This window comes from Agrilactobacillus composti DSM 18527 = JCM 14202 (genome assembly GCF_001436375.1).
Taxonomy (GTDB): domain Bacteria; phylum Bacillota; class Bacilli; order Lactobacillales; family Lactobacillaceae; genus Agrilactobacillus; species Agrilactobacillus composti.
This window is the reverse complement of the sequence record NZ_AZGA01000088.1, coordinates 271077-290947: the sequence shown is the minus strand read 5'-3', so window position 1 is coordinate 290947 and position 19871 is coordinate 271077. Positions and strand designations below refer to the sequence as shown.

Annotated in this window: 15 protein-coding genes; all 15 read left to right on the top strand. The window is 43.7% G+C overall.

From position 1 onward, the window contains the following. Positions 1-156: 156 nt before the first annotated feature. The 15 genes from ssnA (at position 157) to yedF (ending at position 19855) form a co-directional block, all read left to right on the top strand. Positions 157-1491 carry a putative aminohydrolase SsnA gene (gene ssnA, locus FC83_RS16495; RefSeq protein ID WP_035450593.1) on the top strand — a complete coding sequence of 445 codons (1335 nt, stop codon included), beginning with the start codon at positions 157-159 and terminating at the stop codon, positions 1489-1491. 13 nt (positions 1492-1504) lie between these two features. Next, entirely contained in the window at positions 1505-4513 is a 3009-nt protein-coding gene (gene ygfK / locus FC83_RS16490) for a putative selenate reductase subunit YgfK (RefSeq protein WP_035450595.1), read from the top strand. Between the two features lie 27 nt (positions 4514-4540). Beyond that, a complete protein-coding gene (hydA, locus tag FC83_RS16485; RefSeq protein WP_035450596.1) occupies positions 4541-5932 on the top strand; it encodes a dihydropyrimidinase in 1392 nt (463 codons plus the stop codon). 30 nt (positions 5933-5962) lie between these two features. Beyond that, on the top strand, positions 5963-7159 hold the full coding sequence (dpaL, locus tag FC83_RS16480; protein WP_035450598.1) for a diaminopropionate ammonia-lyase: 1197 nt from the start codon (positions 5963-5965) through the stop codon (positions 7157-7159). Position 7160: 1 nt separating this feature from the next. After that, complete coding sequence (locus FC83_RS16475; RefSeq protein WP_035450599.1) at positions 7161-8498, top strand: YgeY family selenium metabolism-linked hydrolase; 1338 nt, start codon at positions 7161-7163, stop codon at positions 8496-8498. Positions 8499-8692: 194 nt separating this feature from the next. Continuing rightward, complete coding sequence (gene ygeW, locus FC83_RS16470; protein WP_035450601.1) at positions 8693-9898, top strand: knotted carbamoyltransferase YgeW; 1206 nt, start codon at positions 8693-8695, stop codon at positions 9896-9898. Positions 9899-9943: 45 nt separating this feature from the next. Then, complete coding sequence (gene arcC, locus FC83_RS16465; protein WP_035450603.1) at positions 9944-10903, top strand: carbamate kinase; 960 nt, start codon at positions 9944-9946, stop codon at positions 10901-10903. A 2-nt stretch (positions 10904-10905) separates the two neighbouring features. Then, positions 10906-11283: a Rid family detoxifying hydrolase gene (locus FC83_RS16460; protein ID WP_057003041.1), complete on the top strand. Its 378-nt coding sequence runs from the start codon at positions 10906-10908 to the stop codon at positions 11281-11283. Positions 11284-11379: 96 nt separating this feature from the next. Beyond that, on the top strand, positions 11380-12717 hold the full coding sequence (locus tag FC83_RS16455; protein ID WP_035450753.1) for a nucleobase:cation symporter-2 family protein: 1338 nt from the start codon (positions 11380-11382) through the stop codon (positions 12715-12717). 45 nt (positions 12718-12762) lie between these two features. Continuing rightward, the gene (locus tag FC83_RS16450) at positions 12763-13794 is read left to right on the top strand and encodes an XdhC family protein (protein WP_052004409.1); all 1032 of its coding nucleotides are present in this window, start codon (positions 12763-12765) and stop codon (positions 13792-13794) included. Positions 13795-13887: 93 nt separating this feature from the next. Next, positions 13888-16464 carry a selenium-dependent xanthine dehydrogenase gene (gene xdh, locus FC83_RS16445; RefSeq protein WP_057003040.1) on the top strand — a complete coding sequence of 859 codons (2577 nt, stop codon included), beginning with the start codon at positions 13888-13890 and terminating at the stop codon, positions 16462-16464. A gap of 30 nt (positions 16465-16494) precedes the next feature. Continuing rightward, positions 16495-17079 carry a nucleotidyltransferase family protein gene (locus FC83_RS16440; RefSeq protein WP_035450605.1) on the top strand — a complete coding sequence of 195 codons (585 nt, stop codon included), beginning with the start codon at positions 16495-16497 and terminating at the stop codon, positions 17077-17079. Then, positions 17069-18220 carry a selenocysteine lyase SclA gene (sclA, locus tag FC83_RS16435; RefSeq protein ID WP_057003039.1) on the top strand — a complete coding sequence of 384 codons (1152 nt, stop codon included), beginning with the start codon at positions 17069-17071 and terminating at the stop codon, positions 18218-18220. Before FC83_RS16440 ends, sclA begins: the two co-directional genes overlap by 11 nt. After that, positions 18220-19242, top strand: a complete 1023-nt coding sequence (gene selD, locus FC83_RS16430) for a selenide, water dikinase SelD (protein WP_057003038.1) — start codon at positions 18220-18222, stop codon at positions 19240-19242. Before sclA ends, selD begins: the two co-directional genes overlap by 1 nt. A 13-nt stretch (positions 19243-19255) precedes the next feature. Then, positions 19256-19855 carry a sulfurtransferase-like selenium metabolism protein YedF gene (gene yedF / locus FC83_RS16425; protein WP_035450609.1) on the top strand — a complete coding sequence of 200 codons (600 nt, stop codon included), beginning with the start codon at positions 19256-19258 and terminating at the stop codon, positions 19853-19855. Positions 19856-19871 lie beyond the last annotated feature (16 nt).

The following is a 19871-nucleotide window of genomic DNA, read 5'->3' as shown; positions in this document are numbered from 1 at the left end:
AATTTTTTTAGGCATGCTTCTTTTTTTTGAGTTTTGGTGTTATACTCATAAGTGAAATAGATAAGCTTTTTACTTCATCAGTCAATCTCTCGTTTTTTTAAAGGACAACGTGAAAAACTTAACATTGAATGTTATGACAGATTAAGGAGGAAAAACATGTTATTGATCGGAAATGGACATCTTATTACGCGGTCAGCTGCAAACCCATTCATTTCAGATGGTGCTGTAGTTATTGAGGGCAAAACTATTAAAGCTGTAGGTACTACGAAGCAATTGAAAGAAGATTACCCCCAAGCCGAGTTTATTGATGCTCAGGGCGGGATTATCATGCCGGGCTTTGTCAATATGCACAATCATATCTATAGTACATTTGCTCGGGGCTTAGCGATTAAAGGTTACCATCCTAAGGATTTCTCAGATATCCTTGAAGGCCAATGGTTCCGCCTAGACAACGAATTAGATAATGACATGACAAAAGCTAGCGGACGCGTCGCATATTTAGACAGTATCAAAAATGGGGTTACCACCATGTTTGATCACCAAGCAAGTTATGGTGAAGTTGATGGTTCCTTAGACGCTTTAAGCGAAGCTGCTGATGAAATGGGTGTTAGAACTTGCTTATGTTACGAAGTATCTGATCGTAACGGCGCAGATCAAATGAAAGCAGCCGTTGCTGAAAACGTGCGTTTCATCAAAGCTGCTGCCAAGCGTAAAGATGATATGCAACACGCCATGTTCGGCTTGCATGCATCATTCACTTTATCCGATGATACCTTAGCTTATTGTAAAGCTAACTTGCCAGCTGGTATTGGTTTCCACGTTCACATCGCCGAAGGTATGGCTGATGTTTATGATTCCTTGAAACGTACCGGCCAACCAGTTGTTAATCGCTTATTCGAAGCTGGCATCTTAGGCAAACAAACGTTAGCTGGTCACTGTATCCATATTGGCCCTGCTGAAATGCAAATTTTAGCTGATACCGATACGATGGTTGTGACGAACCCAGAATCCAACATGGGCAATGCCGTTGGTACACCTGCAGCAATCAAGATGTTAAATGATTATCACATCATGATGGGCTTAGGGACAGACGGCTTTACCAACGATATAACTGAATCTTACAAATTTGCCAACTTGATCCATAAAGATCACTTAGCTGATCCAAATGCAGGTTGGACTGAAGTTCCAGAAATGCTCTTCAACAACAATCCAAAGATGGCCAACCGTTACTTCGATACGAAGTTAGGCGTCTTAGAACCAGATGCAGCCGGTGATGTGATCGTCTTAGATTACAATGCACCAACACCAATCACCAAAGATAATTACAACATGCACATCTTGTTTGGCATGAATGGTGGCAACGTTCGCGATACGATTATCGCTGGGACTGTTCGCATGAAGGATTACCAAGTACAAGGTGTTGACGTGGCAGAAGTTTATGCAGACGCTCAAGTACAGGCACAACGTTTGTGGCACAAAATTAACGATTAAGAGGTGTTAAATAATGAGTGATATCATGCATCCGATTTCTATAGAAGCTTTACTGAACTGGATTTTAGAAGAATTTAAACGTAACGGGACAATCTTTGGGGTTCGCAAACTTTTCAAAGCTGATCCTAAAAAACAATTAGCTTTGTTTAACGAAACCATGGAAACACCAGTTGGCCCAGCCGCTGGTCCCCATACGCAATTAGCTCAAAACATCATCACAGCTTACTTAACTGGTTCACGTTTCTTCGAATTGAAGACTGTTCAAATCATTGATGGTGAAGACTTACCAGTTGAAAAACCATGTATCAATGCCCGCGACGAAGGTTATAACGTCGAATGGTCCACTGAATTACGTGTTCCAGATGCTTATGAAGAATACGTTAAAGCTTGGTTTGTCTTGAAGCTGTTGAGTCGCGAATTTGATTTAGGTGATCCAGATGGGTTCATTTTCAACATGAGTGTTGGTTATGACCTGCAAGGGATTTTATCACCAAAAATTCAAACATACATTGACAACATGCAAGACGCTTCTAAGACACCAGTTTGGGATGAATGTTTAAACGCTGCCCGCAAATTACTACCGAAGTTTACGCGGATCAACGAAAAATACTTAGAGAGCATTAGCCCTCGTGTTTCCCACTCAATTACTTTGTCAACATTACACGGTACACCAGCTGATGAAATCGAACGTATCGCAGTGCATCTGTTAGTTGACAAGCACTTAAATACATTTATCAAATGTAACCCAACCTTGTTAGGTTATGATTTTGCCCGTAAGACCATGAATGAACTTGGTTTTGACTATATGGCCTTTGATGCCCATCACTTCGAAGAAGATTTACAATTTGAAGATGCGGTACCAATGATGAAACGCCTACAAGGTTTAGCTGATCATCATCAATTAGACTTCGGGGTTAAAATCACCAACACCTTCCCAGTTGAAATCAAACGGGGCGAATTACCAGGCGACGAAATGTACATGTCTGGGCGTTCTCTCTTCCCATTAAGTACCATGGCTGCCAAGAAATTATCTGATGCCCTTGATGGCAAACTGCAGATTTCTTATTCCGGTGGTGCTGATATCTTCAACATCAAAGATCTCTTTGAAGCTGGTATTTGGCCAATCACTTTGGCAACTAACTTGTTGAAACCTGGGAGTTATCAACGGATTCACCAAATTGCTAACGTCTTAGCAAGCTTGGATTATCCAACCCACGTTCAAATTGATTTACAAAAACTAGATGCGGTAGTTGCCAAATCTAAACAACAAGCTAGATATCAAAAATCAGTTAAATTACCAGAAACATCTAAGATCGAAGAAAAATTACCATTGTTAGATTGCTACGTGGCACCTTGTCATCAAGGTACTGGCGGCTGTCCAATTCATCAAGATGTACCGGCTTATCTGCGTTATGTCAGTGAAGGCAAGTACTTAAATGCCTTGCAAGTTATCGTTGACAAGAACCCATTGCCATTCATCACTGGCACAATTTGTGCTCATCCTTGTGAAACTAAATGTACGCGTCAGTTTTATGAAGGGGCCATTGATATTCGCGGCGTGAAATTAGAAGCTGCCCAACATGCTTATGATGAATTACTAGCTACCATGGACAAACCAGTCAAGAAAGAAAATGCTGACAAGACTGCCGTTGTTGGGGCTGGCCCTGCCGGGATCTCTGCAGGTTACCTCTTAGCACGTGAAGGCATGCCAGTTACCGTCTTTGATAAAGCTGATAAACCTGGTGGGGTTTGTACTCAAATCGTACCAGAATTCCGGATCGCCGGTGAAAGTGTTGAAAAAGACGTTGATTTAGCCCGCTTCATGGGTGCTGAATTCAAACTAGGCCAAGCTGCACCAAGCTTAGAAGAACTTCATAATCAAGGTTATAAGAACGTTATCTACGCGATTGGGGCTTGGAAACATCCTAACCTCCGCTTAGAAAAAGGCGAAACCATCAATTCCTTGGAATTCTTGAAGGCTTATCGTCAAGATACTGAAAATAATCCTTATGGCGAACATATTGTGATCGTCGGTGGTGGGAATACAGCCATGGATTGTGCCAGAGCAGCTAAACGCTTACCTGGTGTCAAGACAGCAAGTATTGTTTATCGTCGTAACAAGCGCAATATGCCAGCGGACGAAGAAGAATTGGTATTTGCAGAACAAGACGGCGTTTTATTCCAAGAATTACTGTCACCAGTAAGTTTTGAAAACGGCGAATTGAAATGTGAAGTCATGGCCTTAGGCGAATATGATGCTTCTGGTCGTCGTCGCCCAGTTCCAACTGGCAAATTCACCACAGTTCACGCTGACACAGTCATCGCCGCTGTCGGTGAAAAGATCGACACAGCCTTTTACCAACAAGTCGGTATTGATACTGACGACCGGGGCTATGTGAAATCTAACCCTGAAACATTAGAAACAAACTTGCCAAACACTTATGTCATCGGTGACGCCCATCGTGGCCCAGCTACGATCGTTGAAGCCATTGCAGACGCAACTGCTGCTGCAAATGATATCGTTGAAGTGCATAACCATAACTTCGAACGTGATGACCATAACATCAACTTGGCTGTTCCAAGACAAAAACGTGGCGTATTGGTAACACCAGACAGTGACACAACTCAAGCAGAACGTTGTTTGGAATGTTCCACAGTTTGTGAATCTTGCGTTGACGTTTGTCCTAACCGGGCCAACGTGGTCATCAATGTGAATGGCAACCCACAAATTCTCCATGTGGATCGCATGTGTAACGAATGTGGGAACTGTGAAACCTTCTGTCCTTATGCAAGTGCACCATATAAGGATAAATTCACGTTATTCAACAGTGAAGCTGATCTGCATGATAGTACAAACCAAGGTTTCTACGTCAAAGATCCAGCAGGCTTGCAAGTCCTAGTTCGCTATAACAACGATGAACAAGTATTAGATTTAAATAATGCTAACCTGCCATTACCACAAGGCTTGATTGATATGATGCTGGCAGTGATTAGAAATTATAGTTACACCTTAGCAAATTAAAGTATTTTCAAATAAGAAGGTTAGAATATGGGATTCTTAATTCGTCACGGCACGGTGGTTTCCACAAAAGGACGGCGGCAATTAGACGTTCGGATCACGGCTGATAAGATTACAGAGATGGGCGTGGATTTGCCTGAAAAAGGTGATGAAGTCGTCGATGCAGCAGGTTGTTTACTCTTCCCGGGGTTCATTGATACCCACACCCATCTGGAGTTAAACAATGGCCCTGGCACTTTGAACTCCAGTGATGATTTCACCACTGGGACCATTGCAGCCGTTGCTAAAGGGACAACCTTTGTGATGGACATGGCAACGCCGATGCGGGGTCAAAGCTTACAGGATTGTTTGACCACTTGGGATAATTTTGCGGAAGATAACAGCTCTTGTGATTACAGTTATCACATGTCCGTTATCGAATGGCAAGATGATATGCCAGCCCAAATCAAAGCGATGGCCGCTCAAGGGATCACGTCCTTTAAGATGTACATGGCCTATGATAATCTGCGCGTCAGTGATGCCGGTATTTTTGAAGCGATGAAGGCCATTAAATCAGTTCACGGCATGTTAGGGATCCATTGTGAAAATGGTGACCTCGCCGACGAACTGCAAGCTCAATTCCTATCAGAAGGTAAAACCTCGCCTAAGTATCATCCCTTATCTCGCCCCAATGTGTTAGAAGCAGAAGCCATCAACCGCTATTTAACCATTGCCGCGTTAGTTGACCTGCCCGTCAATATAGTGCACCTCAGCACCAAAGAGGGCCTGGAGGTTGTTCGGGCAGCCCGCAAGCGGGGACAAAAGGTTTTTGTGGAATCTTGTCCCCAGTACTTCTTATTAAATGATGAGTTGTATAACTTGCCAAACTTTGAGGGCGCCAAATATGTCTGTGCACCGCCACTACGGCAGCCAGCAGACATAAAAGCCTTGTGGGGCGCCTTGACCAATGGTGAAATCAACACTATTGGGACAGACCACTGTGATTTCAACTTTGCCACGGAAAAAGTTCTCGGCAAAGATGATTTCTCAAAAATCCCTGGTGGCTTACCTGGCATCGAAACCCGCGGTGAGCTGATGTATACCTACGGGGTGGCCGCTGGCCGCATTACCCCAGAGCAATTTGTAGGGATCATGAGTGAACATGCGGCTCATCAATTCGGATTATTCCCACAAAAAGGAGTTATCCAAGTTGGTAGCGACGCCGACATAGTTATCTGGGATCCAAATACCACCGGTGTAATCTCCGCGAAAACTCAGTTACAAAACGTAGATTACACTGCCTACGAAGGTTTCCCGACTCAAGGGAGTGCCCAGCAAGTTTATCTCCGGGGTCAAAAGGTGGCTGCCTATGGGCAAGTCATCAATGGCCAAAAGGGTGAAAAGATTGCCCGGCACGCCAGTGAGTACGATTTTGAACTATAGTTCTAATTTTCTTGAAGGAGGATTTTTATATTGGCAGATATCAAATTAATCAAAAATCAACTCCCGGCAACAGATGACCATGAGTTAAAAGATATGGATCAAGCCGCAGTTGAAACAGCCAAAAAATTCCATGAAAGCTTTCCACAGTATTCCAGAACACCGCTGGCACACTTGGAACACATGGCTGGCTACCTGGGCTTGGATCACCTGTTTGTCAAAGACGAATCTTATCGTTTTGGCTTAAATGCATTTAAAGTATTAGGTGGATCTTTCGCCATGGCTAATTACATTGCAGAACGCTTGCATTGTGATGTATCTGAAGTGGATTACAATGTAATGGTTTCACCTAAATTAAAAGAAGATTTAGGTCAAGTTACATTCTACACTGCGACAGATGGGAACCACGGTCGTGGGGTTGCCTGGGCTGCAAATAAATTAGGTCAAAAATCCGTTATCTTGATGCCAAAAGGTTCTACCAAAGAACGTTTTGACAACATTAAAAAAGAAGGTGCGGATGTAACCATCGAAGACATGAACTATGATGATGCTGTTCGTAAAGCTAATGCTTTAGCAGAAGCTAACGAAAATGGCGTGATGGTTCAAGATACAGCCTGGGATGGTTATGAAAAGATTCCAACTTGGATCATGCAAGGTTACGGCACAATGGCTTGTGAAGCTGCCCAACAAATGAAAGCAGCCGAAGTTGAACGTCCAACGCATATCTTTATCCAAGCTGGTGTCGGAAGTTTAGCTGGGGCCGTGATTGGTTACTTCGCCAATCTCTTCCCAGACAATCCACCAATCATGACAGTTATGGAAGCACAAGTTGCAGATTGCTTGTATCAAACAGCTGAAGCTAATGATAACAAGATCCACTTTGCAACAGGTGATTTACAAACAATCATGGCCGGTCTTGCTTGTGGCGAACCAAATACCATTTCCTTTGATATTTTGCGCAACCACGTGTCTTACTTCGCTTCTTGCCCAGACTGGGTATCTGCCCGGGGCATGCGGATGTTAGGCGCACCAATCAAAGGTGATCCACAAGTTATCTCTGGTGAATCTGGTGCCGTAGGTATGGGCTTTGTAGCAACATTAATGCATGACCCAGCTTATGCTGAAATGAAGGAAAAGTTACAACTTGATGGCAATTCCAAGGTCTTGTTGTTCTCTACAGAGGGCGACACTGATCCTGACAATTATAAAAAAATCGTATGGGGGCTTTAAAATGAGTACAGAACTACATTTAGATTACGCCGCAATTAAGAAACAAGCCGAGAAATATCAAAAAGATATCGTTAAATTCTTACGCGATATGGTTAAGATCCCCGGTGAAAGTGCTGAAGAAGGCAACAAGATCAAACGTGCCAAAGAAGAAATGGAAAAATTAGGCTTTGACAAGATCGATGTTGACCCAATGGGTAACTTGTTAGGCTATATGGGTAACGGTAAAAAATTAATTGCCTTTGATGGCCATATTGATACCGTAGCCATTGGTGAAAAATCCAACTGGAAATTCGATCCATATGATGGTTTCGAAACTGACACTGAATTAGGTGGCCGTGGGACTTCTGATCAAGAAGGCGGGATCGCTTCTGCAGTCTATGGCGCTAAAATCATGAAAGACTTAGGTCTATTAAATGACAAATATACTGTCATGGTTGCTGTAACAGTCCAAGAAGAAGACTGTGATGGCTTGAACTGGCAATATATCATCAACGAAGACAAGATTCGTCCAGAATTCGTTGTTTCCACAGAACCTACTGATGGTGGGATCTATCGTGGTCAACGTGGCCGGATGGAAATCAGAGTTGAAGTCAAAGGCTTGTCTAGTCATGGTTCTGCACCTGAACGTGGCGATAACGCTATCTACAAGATGGCTGACATCATCAATGACATCCGTCAATTAAACAACAACGGTGATACTGAAAGCACTGTTATCAAAGGTTTAGTTAAGATGTTAGACGAAAAGAACAATGACCAATGGAAAGAAGCTAGCTTCATCGGCCGTGGTACTGTTACCACTTCTCAAATCTACTTCACTTCTCCAAGTCGTTGTGCCGTAGCTGATTCTTGTGCTATCTCTTTGGATCGTCGGATGACTTGTGGCGAAACTTGGGAAAGCTGCTTAGAAGAAATCCGCAACTTACCTGCAGTTAAGAAATATGGCGATGCTGTTAAAGTATCTATGTATAACTACGATCGTCCAAGCTACACTGGCTTATCTTATCCAATCGAAGCCTACTTCCCAACTTGGGTAATTCCAGAAGACAGCCCAGTTACAAAAGCTTTATTGGAAGTTCACCACGATATGTATGGTGAAAAACGTCAAGGCCCAGAACAACAAATCAAGATGCGTGAAGAACGCCCATTGTTAGACAAATGGACATTCTCTACAAACGGCGTTAGCATCATGGGTCGTAACAACATTCCTTGTATCGGTTATGGTCCTGGTGCAGAAGCCCAAGCCCATGCTGCCAACGAAATTACTTGGAAGACTGACTTGGTACGTTGCGCTGCATTCTATGCTGCTCTACCTACCGTTTATACTGCTAACAATAAATAATATTTGATCGGCTCATAAAGATGTGCGCACCTACTATTTTCTTCAGATTTACATCAAGCGCTTTTACGGTGATGTCGCAACCATGGAAGAATAAAGTTTGGTGCGCATTTTTTATAAATCGCATTGATAATTTTGTATCAATGTATCAATTAATCAATTAAAAAAATCAAATTAAAAAATAAGGGGATCTCAAAATGGCAAACTTTGACTCATTAGTAAACAAAATTGGTAAATTAAACATCGATAACATGTACGGCGAAGACTTTATGCAAACTTGGCATAAAAGTGATGACGAATTAAAAGCTACTTTAAATACTGCCGATGCTTTGCGTAACTTGCGTGAACGCAACATCTCCACAAAAGTATTTGATTCTGGCTTAGGAATCTCTATCTTCCGGGATAACTCTACTCGGACACGTTTTTCTTTCACAAGTGCTTGTAACATGTTAGGTTTAGCCATTCAAGATTTGGATGAAAAGAAATCTCAAATCGCCCATGGTGAAACAGTTCGTGAAACTGCCACAATGATCTCCTTCATGGCTGACGTTATTGGTATTCGTGATGATATGTATATTGGTAAAGGGACTAAATATATGCATGATGTCATTGATGCGGTTAAAGACAGTGCCCAACAAGGTATCTTGGAACAACGTCCTAACTTAGTTGACTTACAAGATGACGAAGATCATCCAACGCAAGCTTTAGCTGACTTGGATCATATCATCCACGAATACGGTGGCATTGAAAACTTAAAGGGTAAGAAAATTGTTATGTCTTGGGCTTACTCTCCTTCTTATGGTAAACCATTATCTGTTGCCCAAGCTATCATCGGTTTGATGACACGTTTTGGCATGGATGTTACTTTAGCACATCCTAAGGGCTACGAAGTCATGCCTGAAGTCGAAGAAATTGCTAAGAAGAACGCTGAAAAATCTGGCGGTAGCTTCACGAAGACTAACGATATGAAAGAAGCCTTCAAAGATGCTGACGTGATCTATTGTAAGAGTTGGGCACCATTCAAAGCTATGGAAGAACGGACTGAACTTTACGGTAAGGGCGACTTTGATGGCATTGACAAACTTGAAGAAGAATTATTACAACATAATGCTGAATTCAAAGATTGGTCTGCAACTGAAGAAATGATGAAATTAACTAAGAATGGTAACGCATTATACATGCATCCATTACCAGCTGATATTACTGGCGTTTCTGCAGCTGAAGGTGAAGTTGATGCCAGCGTCTTTGATCGTTACCGTGACCAACTTTACAAACAAGCAAGCTTCAAACCATACGTTATTGCCGCTATGATCTTCTTAAGCAAATTCAAAGATCCAGCTAAAGTATTGCAAGACTTAGAAGACCGTGGGACAGCACGTCATGAATTCACTGGCAAGATTTAATTCTTGTCTTTAACTTAACAACATTTCAAGAAAAGAGGAACCTATATGAAACGTGTCGTGGTCGCTCTAGGGGGTAATGCCCTAGGCAATAACTTACATGAACAAATGACTGCAGTGAAATCTACTGCCAAAGCCATTGTCGATTTAATTGAAGCTGGCTATGAAGTCATTATCTCCCATGGTAATGGCCCACAAGTTGGTATGATCCGTCTAGCAATGGACGGTTTGACAGCAACGAATCCGGAAAAATATCCGGAAATTCCGTTATCTGTCTGTGTTGCCATGAGTCAAGCTTACATTGGCTATGATCTGCAAAACGCTTTGAAAGAAGAATTGTTGAATCGGGGAATCAAACAACCGGTAGCCACTGTGGCCAGCCAAGTTGTGGTTGATCAAAACGATCCAGCCTTCAAAAAGCCAACAAAACCAGTTGGCGCTTTCATGACTAAGGCAGAAGCAGATAAATTAGTTGCCGAAGAAGGCAAGTCTGTCATGGAAGATGCTGGCCGCGGCTGGCGTCAAGTGGTAGCCTCACCAATGCCTAAAGAAATCGTTGAAATTGATACCATTAATGCTTTGATCGATGCCAAACAAACGGTTATCGCTTGTGGTGGCGGGGGCATCCCCGTTACCAAAGAACCCCATAACCATTTAAAGGGTGCTAAAGCCGTTATTGATAAAGATTTCTGTAGCGCTTTGTTGGCTGAAAAAGTCGATGCTGATTTATTGGTCATCTTAACAGCCGTTGAACATGTGGCCGTTAACTTTGGCAAACCAGATCAAAAAGAATTGGGCAACGTCACCGTTGACGATATGAACCAATATATCAAAGAAAACCAATTCGCCCCTGGTTCTATGTTACCGAAGGTTCAAGCAGGGATTCAATTTGCTGAATCTAAACCAGGCCGTAAGACATTGATCACATTATTAGAAAAAGCTAAAGATGGTTTGGCCGGTGACACCGGTACCATCATTTCAACCCAAACTCAGGAGGCAAAGGTATAATTATGACAATCAAACCAGTAAACTCACAAGAATTACCAAAACCTGTTGGACCCTATTCTCATGGGGTCATGGCTGGAGACACGCTTTACATTTCTGGTCAACAAGGTGTTGATCCTAAGACCGGCGAAATGGGCGCTGATGTATCTGCCCAAGCCGTTATGGCATTAGATAACATGGGCCGGGTTTTAGATGAAGCCGGGTTAGATTTTAAGCATGTTGTTAAAACATTAATTTATTTAAAGAATATGGCGGATTTCTCCACCATTAATGATATTTATGCTCGTTATTTCACAGAATTATTACCTGCACGTTCTTGTGTTGAGGTGGCTAAGTTGCCTGGCAATGGCCTCTTTGAAATAGAGGCCGTCGCCGTTAAATAGTCGTGAGACGCACTTTTGCCCTTTAACGAGGAAAGGATTTTGACGATGCGTGTAAACTTAAGTCAATCAGCAGATGAAGCCGGTGTGGCCAAAACCATGCCAAAAGACAAGAAAACTAAAGGTTTATTCAACTATGATGCGAAAGTTTCATTTAAAGAGCTGGCACCCCTGGGTCTACAACATGTGGCCGCAGCTATTGCCGGTATTGTAACACCCGGCATTATGGTTGCCAAAGCCTGTAAGCTTAGTGGCAGTGATACGACTTTGATCATTCAAACCAGTTTGATCATGGCCGGGATTGCTACTTTGATTCAGCTCTTCCCAATTTTTCGCCGCTTCGGCTCCCGCCTACCCATGATGATGGGTGCCAGTTTTGCCACGGTGCCAATTTTATTGATTATCGGGGGCAGTTATGGCATAGGTTCAATCTTTGGGGCCCAATTGATCGGTGGTTTGGTTGTGTTAACCATGGGATTCTTCTTGAAATATATTCGAATCCTCTTTCCACCGATAGTCACCGGGACAGTCATACTAAGTATTGGATTATCTTTGTTTCCGGTGGCGGTGAAGTATATGGCCGGTGGTGCCGGTAGTGCCACTTTTGGTTCAGTCCAAAATTGGTCGGTGGCCATCGTAACCTTTATTGTCGTGTTTACGTTAAATTACTTTGGTAAAGGTCTTTTCAAATTAGCTTCAATTTTGATTGGTATGATTGTGGGGTACATTCTCGCGTTAACCATGGGAATGGTCAATTTTGGCCCCGTTCAATCTGCCAGCTTCATGCAAGTCATCCCACCAATGCACTTTGGTATCAGATTTGATTTGATTCCGATCTTGCTATTAACTATCATCTTCTTAGTAGATGCCGTTCAATCTATTGGCCAGTTTACCGCTACCACCATGGGTGCGATGGACCGCCAACCAACTGACCGGGAACTATCTGGGGCGATTATGGGTAAAGGCTTGATCAATACCTTAGGCAGTTTCTTCGGCGGATTAGCCGTTGGGACCTTTGGCCAAAACGTGGGATTAGTGATTGAGACTAAAGTTATCAACAAATATATCCTAACATTCTCGTCTATTTTCCTTGTAGTTGCTGGATTTGTTCCTAAAGTTGCTTCTATTTTGACTACGATTCCTTATGCGGTCATTGGTGGCGCTACGATCTCAGTTTTTGCTACAATAGCTATGACGGGGATCCGCACCATTGTTTCCGCTGGTTTATCTTCATTAAACGTAGGTATTGTTGGCTTATCTCTAGCAGCAGGTGTCGGTGTCGCTTTGTCACCTAATTGCTTAGCTGGCTTCCCAGCTTGGGTCAACACCGTTTTTGGAACTTCAGAAGTTATTTTGACGACGATCCTAGCAGTTATCTTGAATCTCGTCTTGAATATAATTAAAAAACCAGAAAAAGCGCAAGCAACAAAAGGATAGTTTGGACGATTTAACAATTAGAATCAACCAGGAGAAGGAATTCATATGGAAACTTTAACGAAATTGATCTATAACCGATTGCAAGCCCATCAGGATTTAATGTTAGTCACCGTCATGAGCAGTGCTGGTTCAACGCCAAGAGGGGCAGGTGCCCACATGGTGGTGGATAAAGCCGGCTATGTGGCAGGTACCATCGGCGGCGGCAAAATTGAACATCGCTGTGTGCAAGAAGGCATGGTTTTGTTACAACAAGCTGCTAGCAAGATTGAAGATTTCAACTTGACCCCAAAAGCCGGTGATTTAGGAATGCTCTGTGGCGGTAAAGCCAAAGTGCTGTTTACCTATTTAGCCGCGGCTGACACGCTGACGAACCAGGTCTTGGAACAGGTTTTGATCAAGCAAAGTGTCCATGAGTCCGCCTGGTTGATTTTTCAGTTGCGGGGAAATCAGGTTAAATTGGGTTTTTACAGTGAGACTTTACAGTTCGTTGGGCTAACCATTCCTAAAGACCGCCTGCAAGTCAGTGCCATCAGCTATGAAGATCAAGGTGCCACTTATTTCGTGGAACCCATTAGTACCAGTGCCAAGGTGTATATCTTTGGCGCCGGACATGTGGGTCGTGCACTGGCTGCGGTCTTGCCACCATTAAACTTTTATACAGAAGTTTGGGACGATCGGGAAGGCTTGTTGACCAAACAGTATTTACCATCTGTGAATACAATGAAATTGGTGAATTTTGAACAACCTAATTTGACTTTGCCCCTGACAAAACAAGATTATGGCATCGTTGTTTCGAGTAGCCATAAAACAGATGCGCGCCTAGAAGCTTTATTACTGCAGACGCCGGCCCAATATATCGGGGTTCTAGCTAGTAAGCATAAAATTGCCTTACACACCAGAGCACTTCGTGAAGCGGGCTTCACACAGGCAGATACAGATCGGATCCATTGGCCGATTGGTTTGGCCATTGGAGCGGATTCACCACAAGAAATTGCCATCAGTGTAGCCGCGGAATTAGTGCAACAAAGGGCGACGCAACGCCAAGTTATGGCCGCTTTACAGACACAAACAAAATAAAGTGATTTTGACCAGAAAAAGTTTTTGCCAAGCACTTTTGATGTTATAATATATATGTGAATTAGTTAACAAATATAGAAGGTCGGTGTGAATATGTATACCTTAACGGTGAATGGTCAGGAAGTGACCTGCGAAGAAGACAAGAAATTGATGCATTTTCTAAGGGATGACCTCGGCCTAACCGGTACAAAGGATGGCTGTAGTGAGGGTTCCTGCGGGGCGTGTACAGTTTTGATCAATGGCAGAGCCTCTAAGAGCTGTTTGTTTAATTTATCTAAGGTAGAAGGTAAAGAAGTTACAACGGTAGAAGGCATTACCCAACGCCAAAAAGATGTATTTGCCTATGCATTTGCCAAGGCAGGTGCAGTACAATGTGGATATTGTATCCCTGGGATGTTGATCTCAGCTGTGGGGATGCTTGCAAAGAAACCAGATCCAACAGAAACTGATATTCGAAAAGGGATTCGGGGCAATATCTGCCGTTGTACTGGGTATGTTAAAATTATCGATGGCATTAAAATCGCCGCACAAATGTTGCGGGATGACACCCCAATTCCAGATGAAAAAGAAGATGGCCATTTAGGCCAAAGCATGATGCGTGTGGATGCCAAAGAGAAGACTCTAGGTACTGGCAAGTATGTGGATGATATGACACTACCTGGCATGTTATATGCCTCTGCCGTGCGCAGTGCTTATCCACGGGCTAAGTTCTTGAGTATTGATAAGTCTAAAGCCTTGGCTCATCCTGATTGTGTTGCTGTATTTACAGCTGAAGATGTGCCTGGCAATAACAAGATCGGCCATTTGGAATTTATCTCTGATTGGGACGTTATGATTCCTGTGGGGGGAATTACCCGTTACGTGGGCGATGCCATGTGCTTAGTTGTTTCTAAATCAAAGGAAACATTAGATGAAATCAAAGATTTAGTTGAGATTGAATATGAAGAATTAGCACCAGTATTGAGCAGTGAAGCTGCCATGGCCAAAGACGCACCGTTGATCCATGAAAAAGGGAACGTTTTAGCTCATGAACATGTGATTCGCGGCAATGCTGATGAAAAATTAGCCCAGTCTAAATATGTGGTAACTGAACATTATTCTGTGCCAATTAATGAACATGCTTTTATGGAACCAGAATGTGCTATTGCGCTACCTGAGGGTGAAGATGGGATCTTACTTTACTCAGGTGGCCAAGGGATCTATGATGAGCAACGGGAAGTTAGTCGGATGCTCGGTCTTGAAAAACCTAAAGTTCACGTACACTCTATGTTAGTAGGTGGCGGTTTTGGGGGTAAGGAAGATATGAGTGTTCAACATCATGCGGCTTTGGCAGCATGGCTGTTGAAACAACCAGTTAAAGTGCTCTTCTCTCGCCAAGAAAGTTTAATGGTTCACCCTAAACGTCACGGTATGGAAATGGACTTCACCACTGGCTGTGATGAAAATGGGAAGTTAACGGCGATGAAAGCCGTGATCTATGCAGATTCTGGGGCATATGCTTCCTTAGGCGGCCCAGTGTTGCAACGGGCTTGTACCCATGCGGCTGGTCCTTATAATTATCAAGATGTGGATATCGATGGCTATGCCTTATATACGAATAACCCACCTTGTGGTGCCTTTAGAGGATTTGGGGTTTGTCAAACTGCTTTTGCCATCGAAAGTAACTTGAATATTCTCGCTAAGAAAGTTGGCATTAGTCCTTGGGACATTCGTTACTTGAATGCAGTTGAACCTGGGGATACCCTATCAAATGGCCAATTAGTTTCTAATAACTGTGCGTTAAAAGAAACTTTGGAATCAGTTAAACCTGATTTTGAAGCTGCCGATGTTGCCGGGATCACTTGTTTCTTCAAGAACAGTGGGATCGGTGTAGGCCTTGATGATTATGGCCGTTGCATCATTTCCGTAGAAGACGGTAAAATTCATGTCCGTTCTTCTGCAGCTTGTATTGGTCAAGGCTTTGCGACGGTTGCTACCCAATTAGCGGTTGAAGCTTTAGATGTGGATCCTGAATTGATCCTTGTAGAAGATCCGGATACAACCCGGACACCAGATACTGGGACAACAACAGCATCCAGACAATCTACAATTACTGGGGAAGCCATTAAACTTGCTGCCCAACAACTACGGGTACAATTGGATATGGGCCGTTCTTTGGCTGATTTAGATGGCCAAGAATATTATGGCGAATTTAACCCAAGAACTGACCCAATCAATTCTGATAAAGAAAACCCTGTCAGCCACGTAGGTTACGGGTATGCTTCAGAAGTTGTGACCTTAGATGAAAAGGGTAAACTCGGTAAATTCGTGGCAGCTTATGATATTGGTCAAGTGATCAATCCACCTGCTGCTGCTGGTCAAATCGAAGGTGGGATCGTCATGGGCATGGGTTATGCTTTGACTGAACACTTCGATATGGACCAAGGTTACGTGAAGGCTAAATATGCTACTTTAGGCTTATTAGATGCTACGAAAGTACCTGAAATTGAGACCCGCTTTGTCCAAAGCCGGGCTATCCATGAAGGGATCGCCTATGGGGTCAAAGGTGTGGGTGAATTGGCAACTATTTTACCAGCACCAGCTATTGGCGGCGCCTATTATGCCTTAGATGGCCAATTACGAGATACGTTACCAATGAGTGACACACCTTATGCTAAGAAACGGCGTTAATTTGGAAGTTTGAGTTAAGGACTTGATGCCATGAAGATCAGCGCTATCGTGTTAGCCAGTGGTTTATCCCAGCGCATGGGCAGTGCTAACAAATTGTTCATGACTTATCGGGGGGAGACCTTTTTAGATAAAACGTTGCGGCTAGTGACCCAATTGCCAGTTTATGAACGGTTGTTGGTCATTGGTCCCGCAGATTTAAAACAGGCCCACGTGCCCCAGGGCTATAAACTATTGGTGAATCACAACCCGGAACTTGGGCAAAGTCATAGTGTGGTTTTAGGGACCCAGATGGCCACAGGTGATGCTTACATTTACTTAGCCATTGATCAGCCTGATTTACGGGTCAGCGATGTGCATCCCTTGCTACTCTTAGCAAAATCAGATAAGATTGTGTATCCAACGATTTTAACGCAGCCCAGTAATCCGATGGTTTTCGGCAGTCATTTTCGAGACGAGCTATTACAACTCACAGGTGATTCTGGGGGTCGGCAAATAAGGACTCAACATCCTGAAGCCTGTATCAGTGTCCCAGTGACCCCCGGACCCTTTGAAGATGTGGATACCCTGGGCCAATATAAGAACTTGATAAAAGAAGGGTCAGATTATGAGTATTGATTTAAATTGGGCCGCAACATCGGCTCAAAAGCCTGCCAGTGTTTTAAAAACAGTGACGACTTATCTTAATGACAATCATTATGAGAATCAAAACCGGGCATTACCTGGGGTTGAGGCCATGAGTATCGCTTTGGATACTCGCGAGACTTTATCGAAGTTCTTTGGCGTGGGGGATGCCAGTCGGGTTTTATTCACGGCTAGTGCCACCATGAGCATGAATATGGTCTTAAATGGGTTATTACAACCCGGTGATCAAGTATTAACAAGTGACATGGAGCATAACGCCGTGAGTCGACCTTTGACCTTGTTAGGGAAAAAGGGTGTCACCACTACGTATTTACCTTGTGATGTCACGGGGGTTTTGGATACCAAAGCTATTGCACCGGCCTGTGGGCCCAACACCAAAGCATTGGTGTTGACTCATGCCTCTAATGTGACTGGGACGATTGAACCGGTGGCGGAAGCTTTTCGCATTGCCAAAAGCTTCGGTCTGATCACGATTTTAGATGCTGCCCAAACAGCAGGGTACTTGCCCATTGACATGCAAGCCTTGCACGCCGATGTAGTAGTTTTCGCCGGTCACAAGGGCTTGTTAGGGCTGCCAGGTATTGGCGGCTTTTGTTTGGCCGACGGCATGGCTGAAAAAATCAAGCCTTGGTTGGTTGGCGGCACTGGCAATGCGTCTGCGGCCAATGAACAACCGGATTTTCTTCCGGATAAATTTGAACCAGGGACGCCTAATACCATCGGTATTTTAAGCCTCGGTGCAGGCGTAAAGGCGCTAGAGAAGATGGGTTTGGCTAAAGTTCATCAAAAAGAACAAGCTTTAACGGCCTATTTTCTTAAGGGCTTGGCTGACTTACCCGTGACCGTTTATGGCCCCAATGAGGCGGCTTTAATGACGCCAGTGGTTTCCATCAACGGTCAGGGCTGGGACCCCGGGGTTTTAGGTGGGGCCTTATATGAAAAAGATGGCATCATTACCCGTTGTGGCTTGCATTGTGCACCGATCGCTCACCGTAATATTGGGACTTTTCCAGGCGGGACCGTGCGTTTTAGCTTTGGCTATGCCACGACCCAAGCAGAATTAGATCAAGCGTTGACAGTTTTAGCAACCGTTTTGAAAGAAGGCGGCAAGTAATGGAAGATTTTTTAGCAAGTTGTACCTCTGGTGGCTGCGGGGCCAAAATTGCAGCCGGAGATTTAACAGATTATTTAAAGGCGTTACCAACGACTAAAGATCCAAATTTATTGGTCGGGTTTAACACGGGCGATGATGCCGCAGTGTATCAAACTGCCCCAGATCAAGCTTTGGTCAATACAGTGGATTTCTTTTCACCAATGGTCGAGGACCCTTATGTGTTTGGCACAATTGCCGCAACCAATGCCTTAAGTGACATTTATGCCATGGGGGGCAAGCCCTTGTTAGCTTTAAACATCACTTGTTTTCCAGAACGATTGCCCAAATCGGCGTTAAGTGATATTCTTGCAGGGGGAGCAGCCAAGATCCAAGAAGCCGGCGCCATTTTAGCTGGTGGTCATTCTATTTATGATCATGAACCTAAATATGGTTTAGCGGTTACTGGTCAAGTGGACCCGCGGCATTTAATCCGCAATGACACACCTAAAACTGGTGATGCTTTAATCTTAACCAAGGCGTTAGGTGTGGGGATCATTTTAGCAGCTGATCGAGCAAAAGTCGGGGATGCTGAAGCGACTGAAATTGCCATTGCGTCCATGCAACAATTAAACAAGTATGCTGCCGCTAATTTTGGACAGTATCAAGTTCATGCCTGCACAGACGTCACCGGTTTTGGGCTCTTAGCCCATGGGCTGGAGATGGCCGGTGACGACCATACTTTAGTATTAGACACCGGTGAAGTGCCGATTCTACCGGACGCGTTAGACTTTGCCAAAGAGTATTTGACAACAGCTGGTGGCGAACGGAATCGGGAACAAATTGGTGACCGTGTCGATTTAGATGCGATCAGCCCTGCGCTTCAAGAATTATTGTTTGACCCACAAACTTCCGGGGGACTTCTAATCAGTGTAGCTGCCGAAGATGCTGCTGATTTATTAGCAGCAATTCATGTCACGGATCCAGTGGCAAGAATTGTCGGCATGGTCGCTGATCGGGAAGCTCAACCCATAATCTTATTATAGAGGTGCACTTTTTATGAAAACAGTTAAAGTAGAAGCTCTAAATCAAACCTGTCCTTTACCAGTTATTGCCGCTAAAAAGGCCATCAAGTCTTTGACCCCTGATGGTGGCAAAGTTGATGTCGTTGTAGACAATGATGTGGCTGTTAAGAATATTTCTAAAATGGCAAATGGCAATGGGTATCAAGTTAGTTCTGACACAGAAGGTGAAACTCGGACCGTACATATAACCGCAACAGCAGATATGCTGAAAAAAGCGGCAGCGCACGGCTCGATCGTCGCCTCTGTATACGCATTTGGTTCTAAAACACTGGGTACGGGCGATGATGAGCTGGGCAGTATTTTGCTTAAAAGTTACATCTATTCCTTAACACAATTAGATACCCCACCAGAACAAATGCTGTTTTATAACGGCGGTGCTTGGTTGACGACTGAAGGTTCAGATGTTTTAGAGGATCTACAAACTTTAGCTGATAAAGGCACTCAAATTAATACGTGTGGCACTTGTCTAGATTTTTATGGTATCAAAGATAAATTAGCGATTGGTGATATTACGAACATGTATGCCATCGTGGAAACCTTAAATACCGCGGATAAAGTGGTGACAGCTCAATAATCGGTCCTAAAGGGGA

Bases quoted from the DNA above. Each gene is read 5' to 3' on its own strand.
- ssnA (WP_035450593.1), top strand. From the start codon at position 157: ATGTTATTGATCGGAAATGGACATCTTATTACGCGGTCAGCTGCAAAC.
- ygfK (WP_035450595.1), top strand. From the start codon at position 1,505: ATGAGTGATATCATGCATCCGATTTCTATAGAAGCTTTACTGAACTGG.
- hydA (WP_035450596.1), top strand. From the start codon at position 4,541: ATGGGATTCTTAATTCGTCACGGCACGGTGGTTTCCACAAAAGGACGG.
- FC83_RS16475 (WP_035450599.1), top strand. From the start codon at position 7,161: ATGAGTACAGAACTACATTTAGATTACGCCGCAATTAAGAAACAAGCC.
- ygeW (WP_035450601.1), top strand. From the start codon at position 8,693: ATGGCAAACTTTGACTCATTAGTAAACAAAATTGGTAAATTAAACATC.
- arcC (WP_035450603.1), top strand. From the start codon at position 9,944: ATGAAACGTGTCGTGGTCGCTCTAGGGGGTAATGCCCTAGGCAATAAC.
- FC83_RS16460 (WP_057003041.1), top strand. From the start codon at position 10,906: ATGACAATCAAACCAGTAAACTCACAAGAATTACCAAAACCTGTTGGA.
- FC83_RS16455 (WP_035450753.1), top strand. From the start codon at position 11,380: ATGCCAAAAGACAAGAAAACTAAAGGTTTATTCAACTATGATGCGAAA.
- FC83_RS16450 (WP_052004409.1), top strand. From the start codon at position 12,763: ATGGAAACTTTAACGAAATTGATCTATAACCGATTGCAAGCCCATCAG.
- xdh (WP_057003040.1), top strand. From the start codon at position 13,888: ATGTATACCTTAACGGTGAATGGTCAGGAAGTGACCTGCGAAGAAGAC.
- FC83_RS16440 (WP_035450605.1), top strand. From the start codon at position 16,495: ATGAAGATCAGCGCTATCGTGTTAGCCAGTGGTTTATCCCAGCGCATG.
- sclA (WP_057003039.1), top strand. From the start codon at position 17,069: ATGAGTATTGATTTAAATTGGGCCGCAACATCGGCTCAAAAGCCTGCC.
- selD (WP_057003038.1), top strand. From the start codon at position 18,220: ATGGAAGATTTTTTAGCAAGTTGTACCTCTGGTGGCTGCGGGGCCAAA.
- yedF (WP_035450609.1), top strand. From the start codon at position 19,256: ATGAAAACAGTTAAAGTAGAAGCTCTAAATCAAACCTGTCCTTTACCA.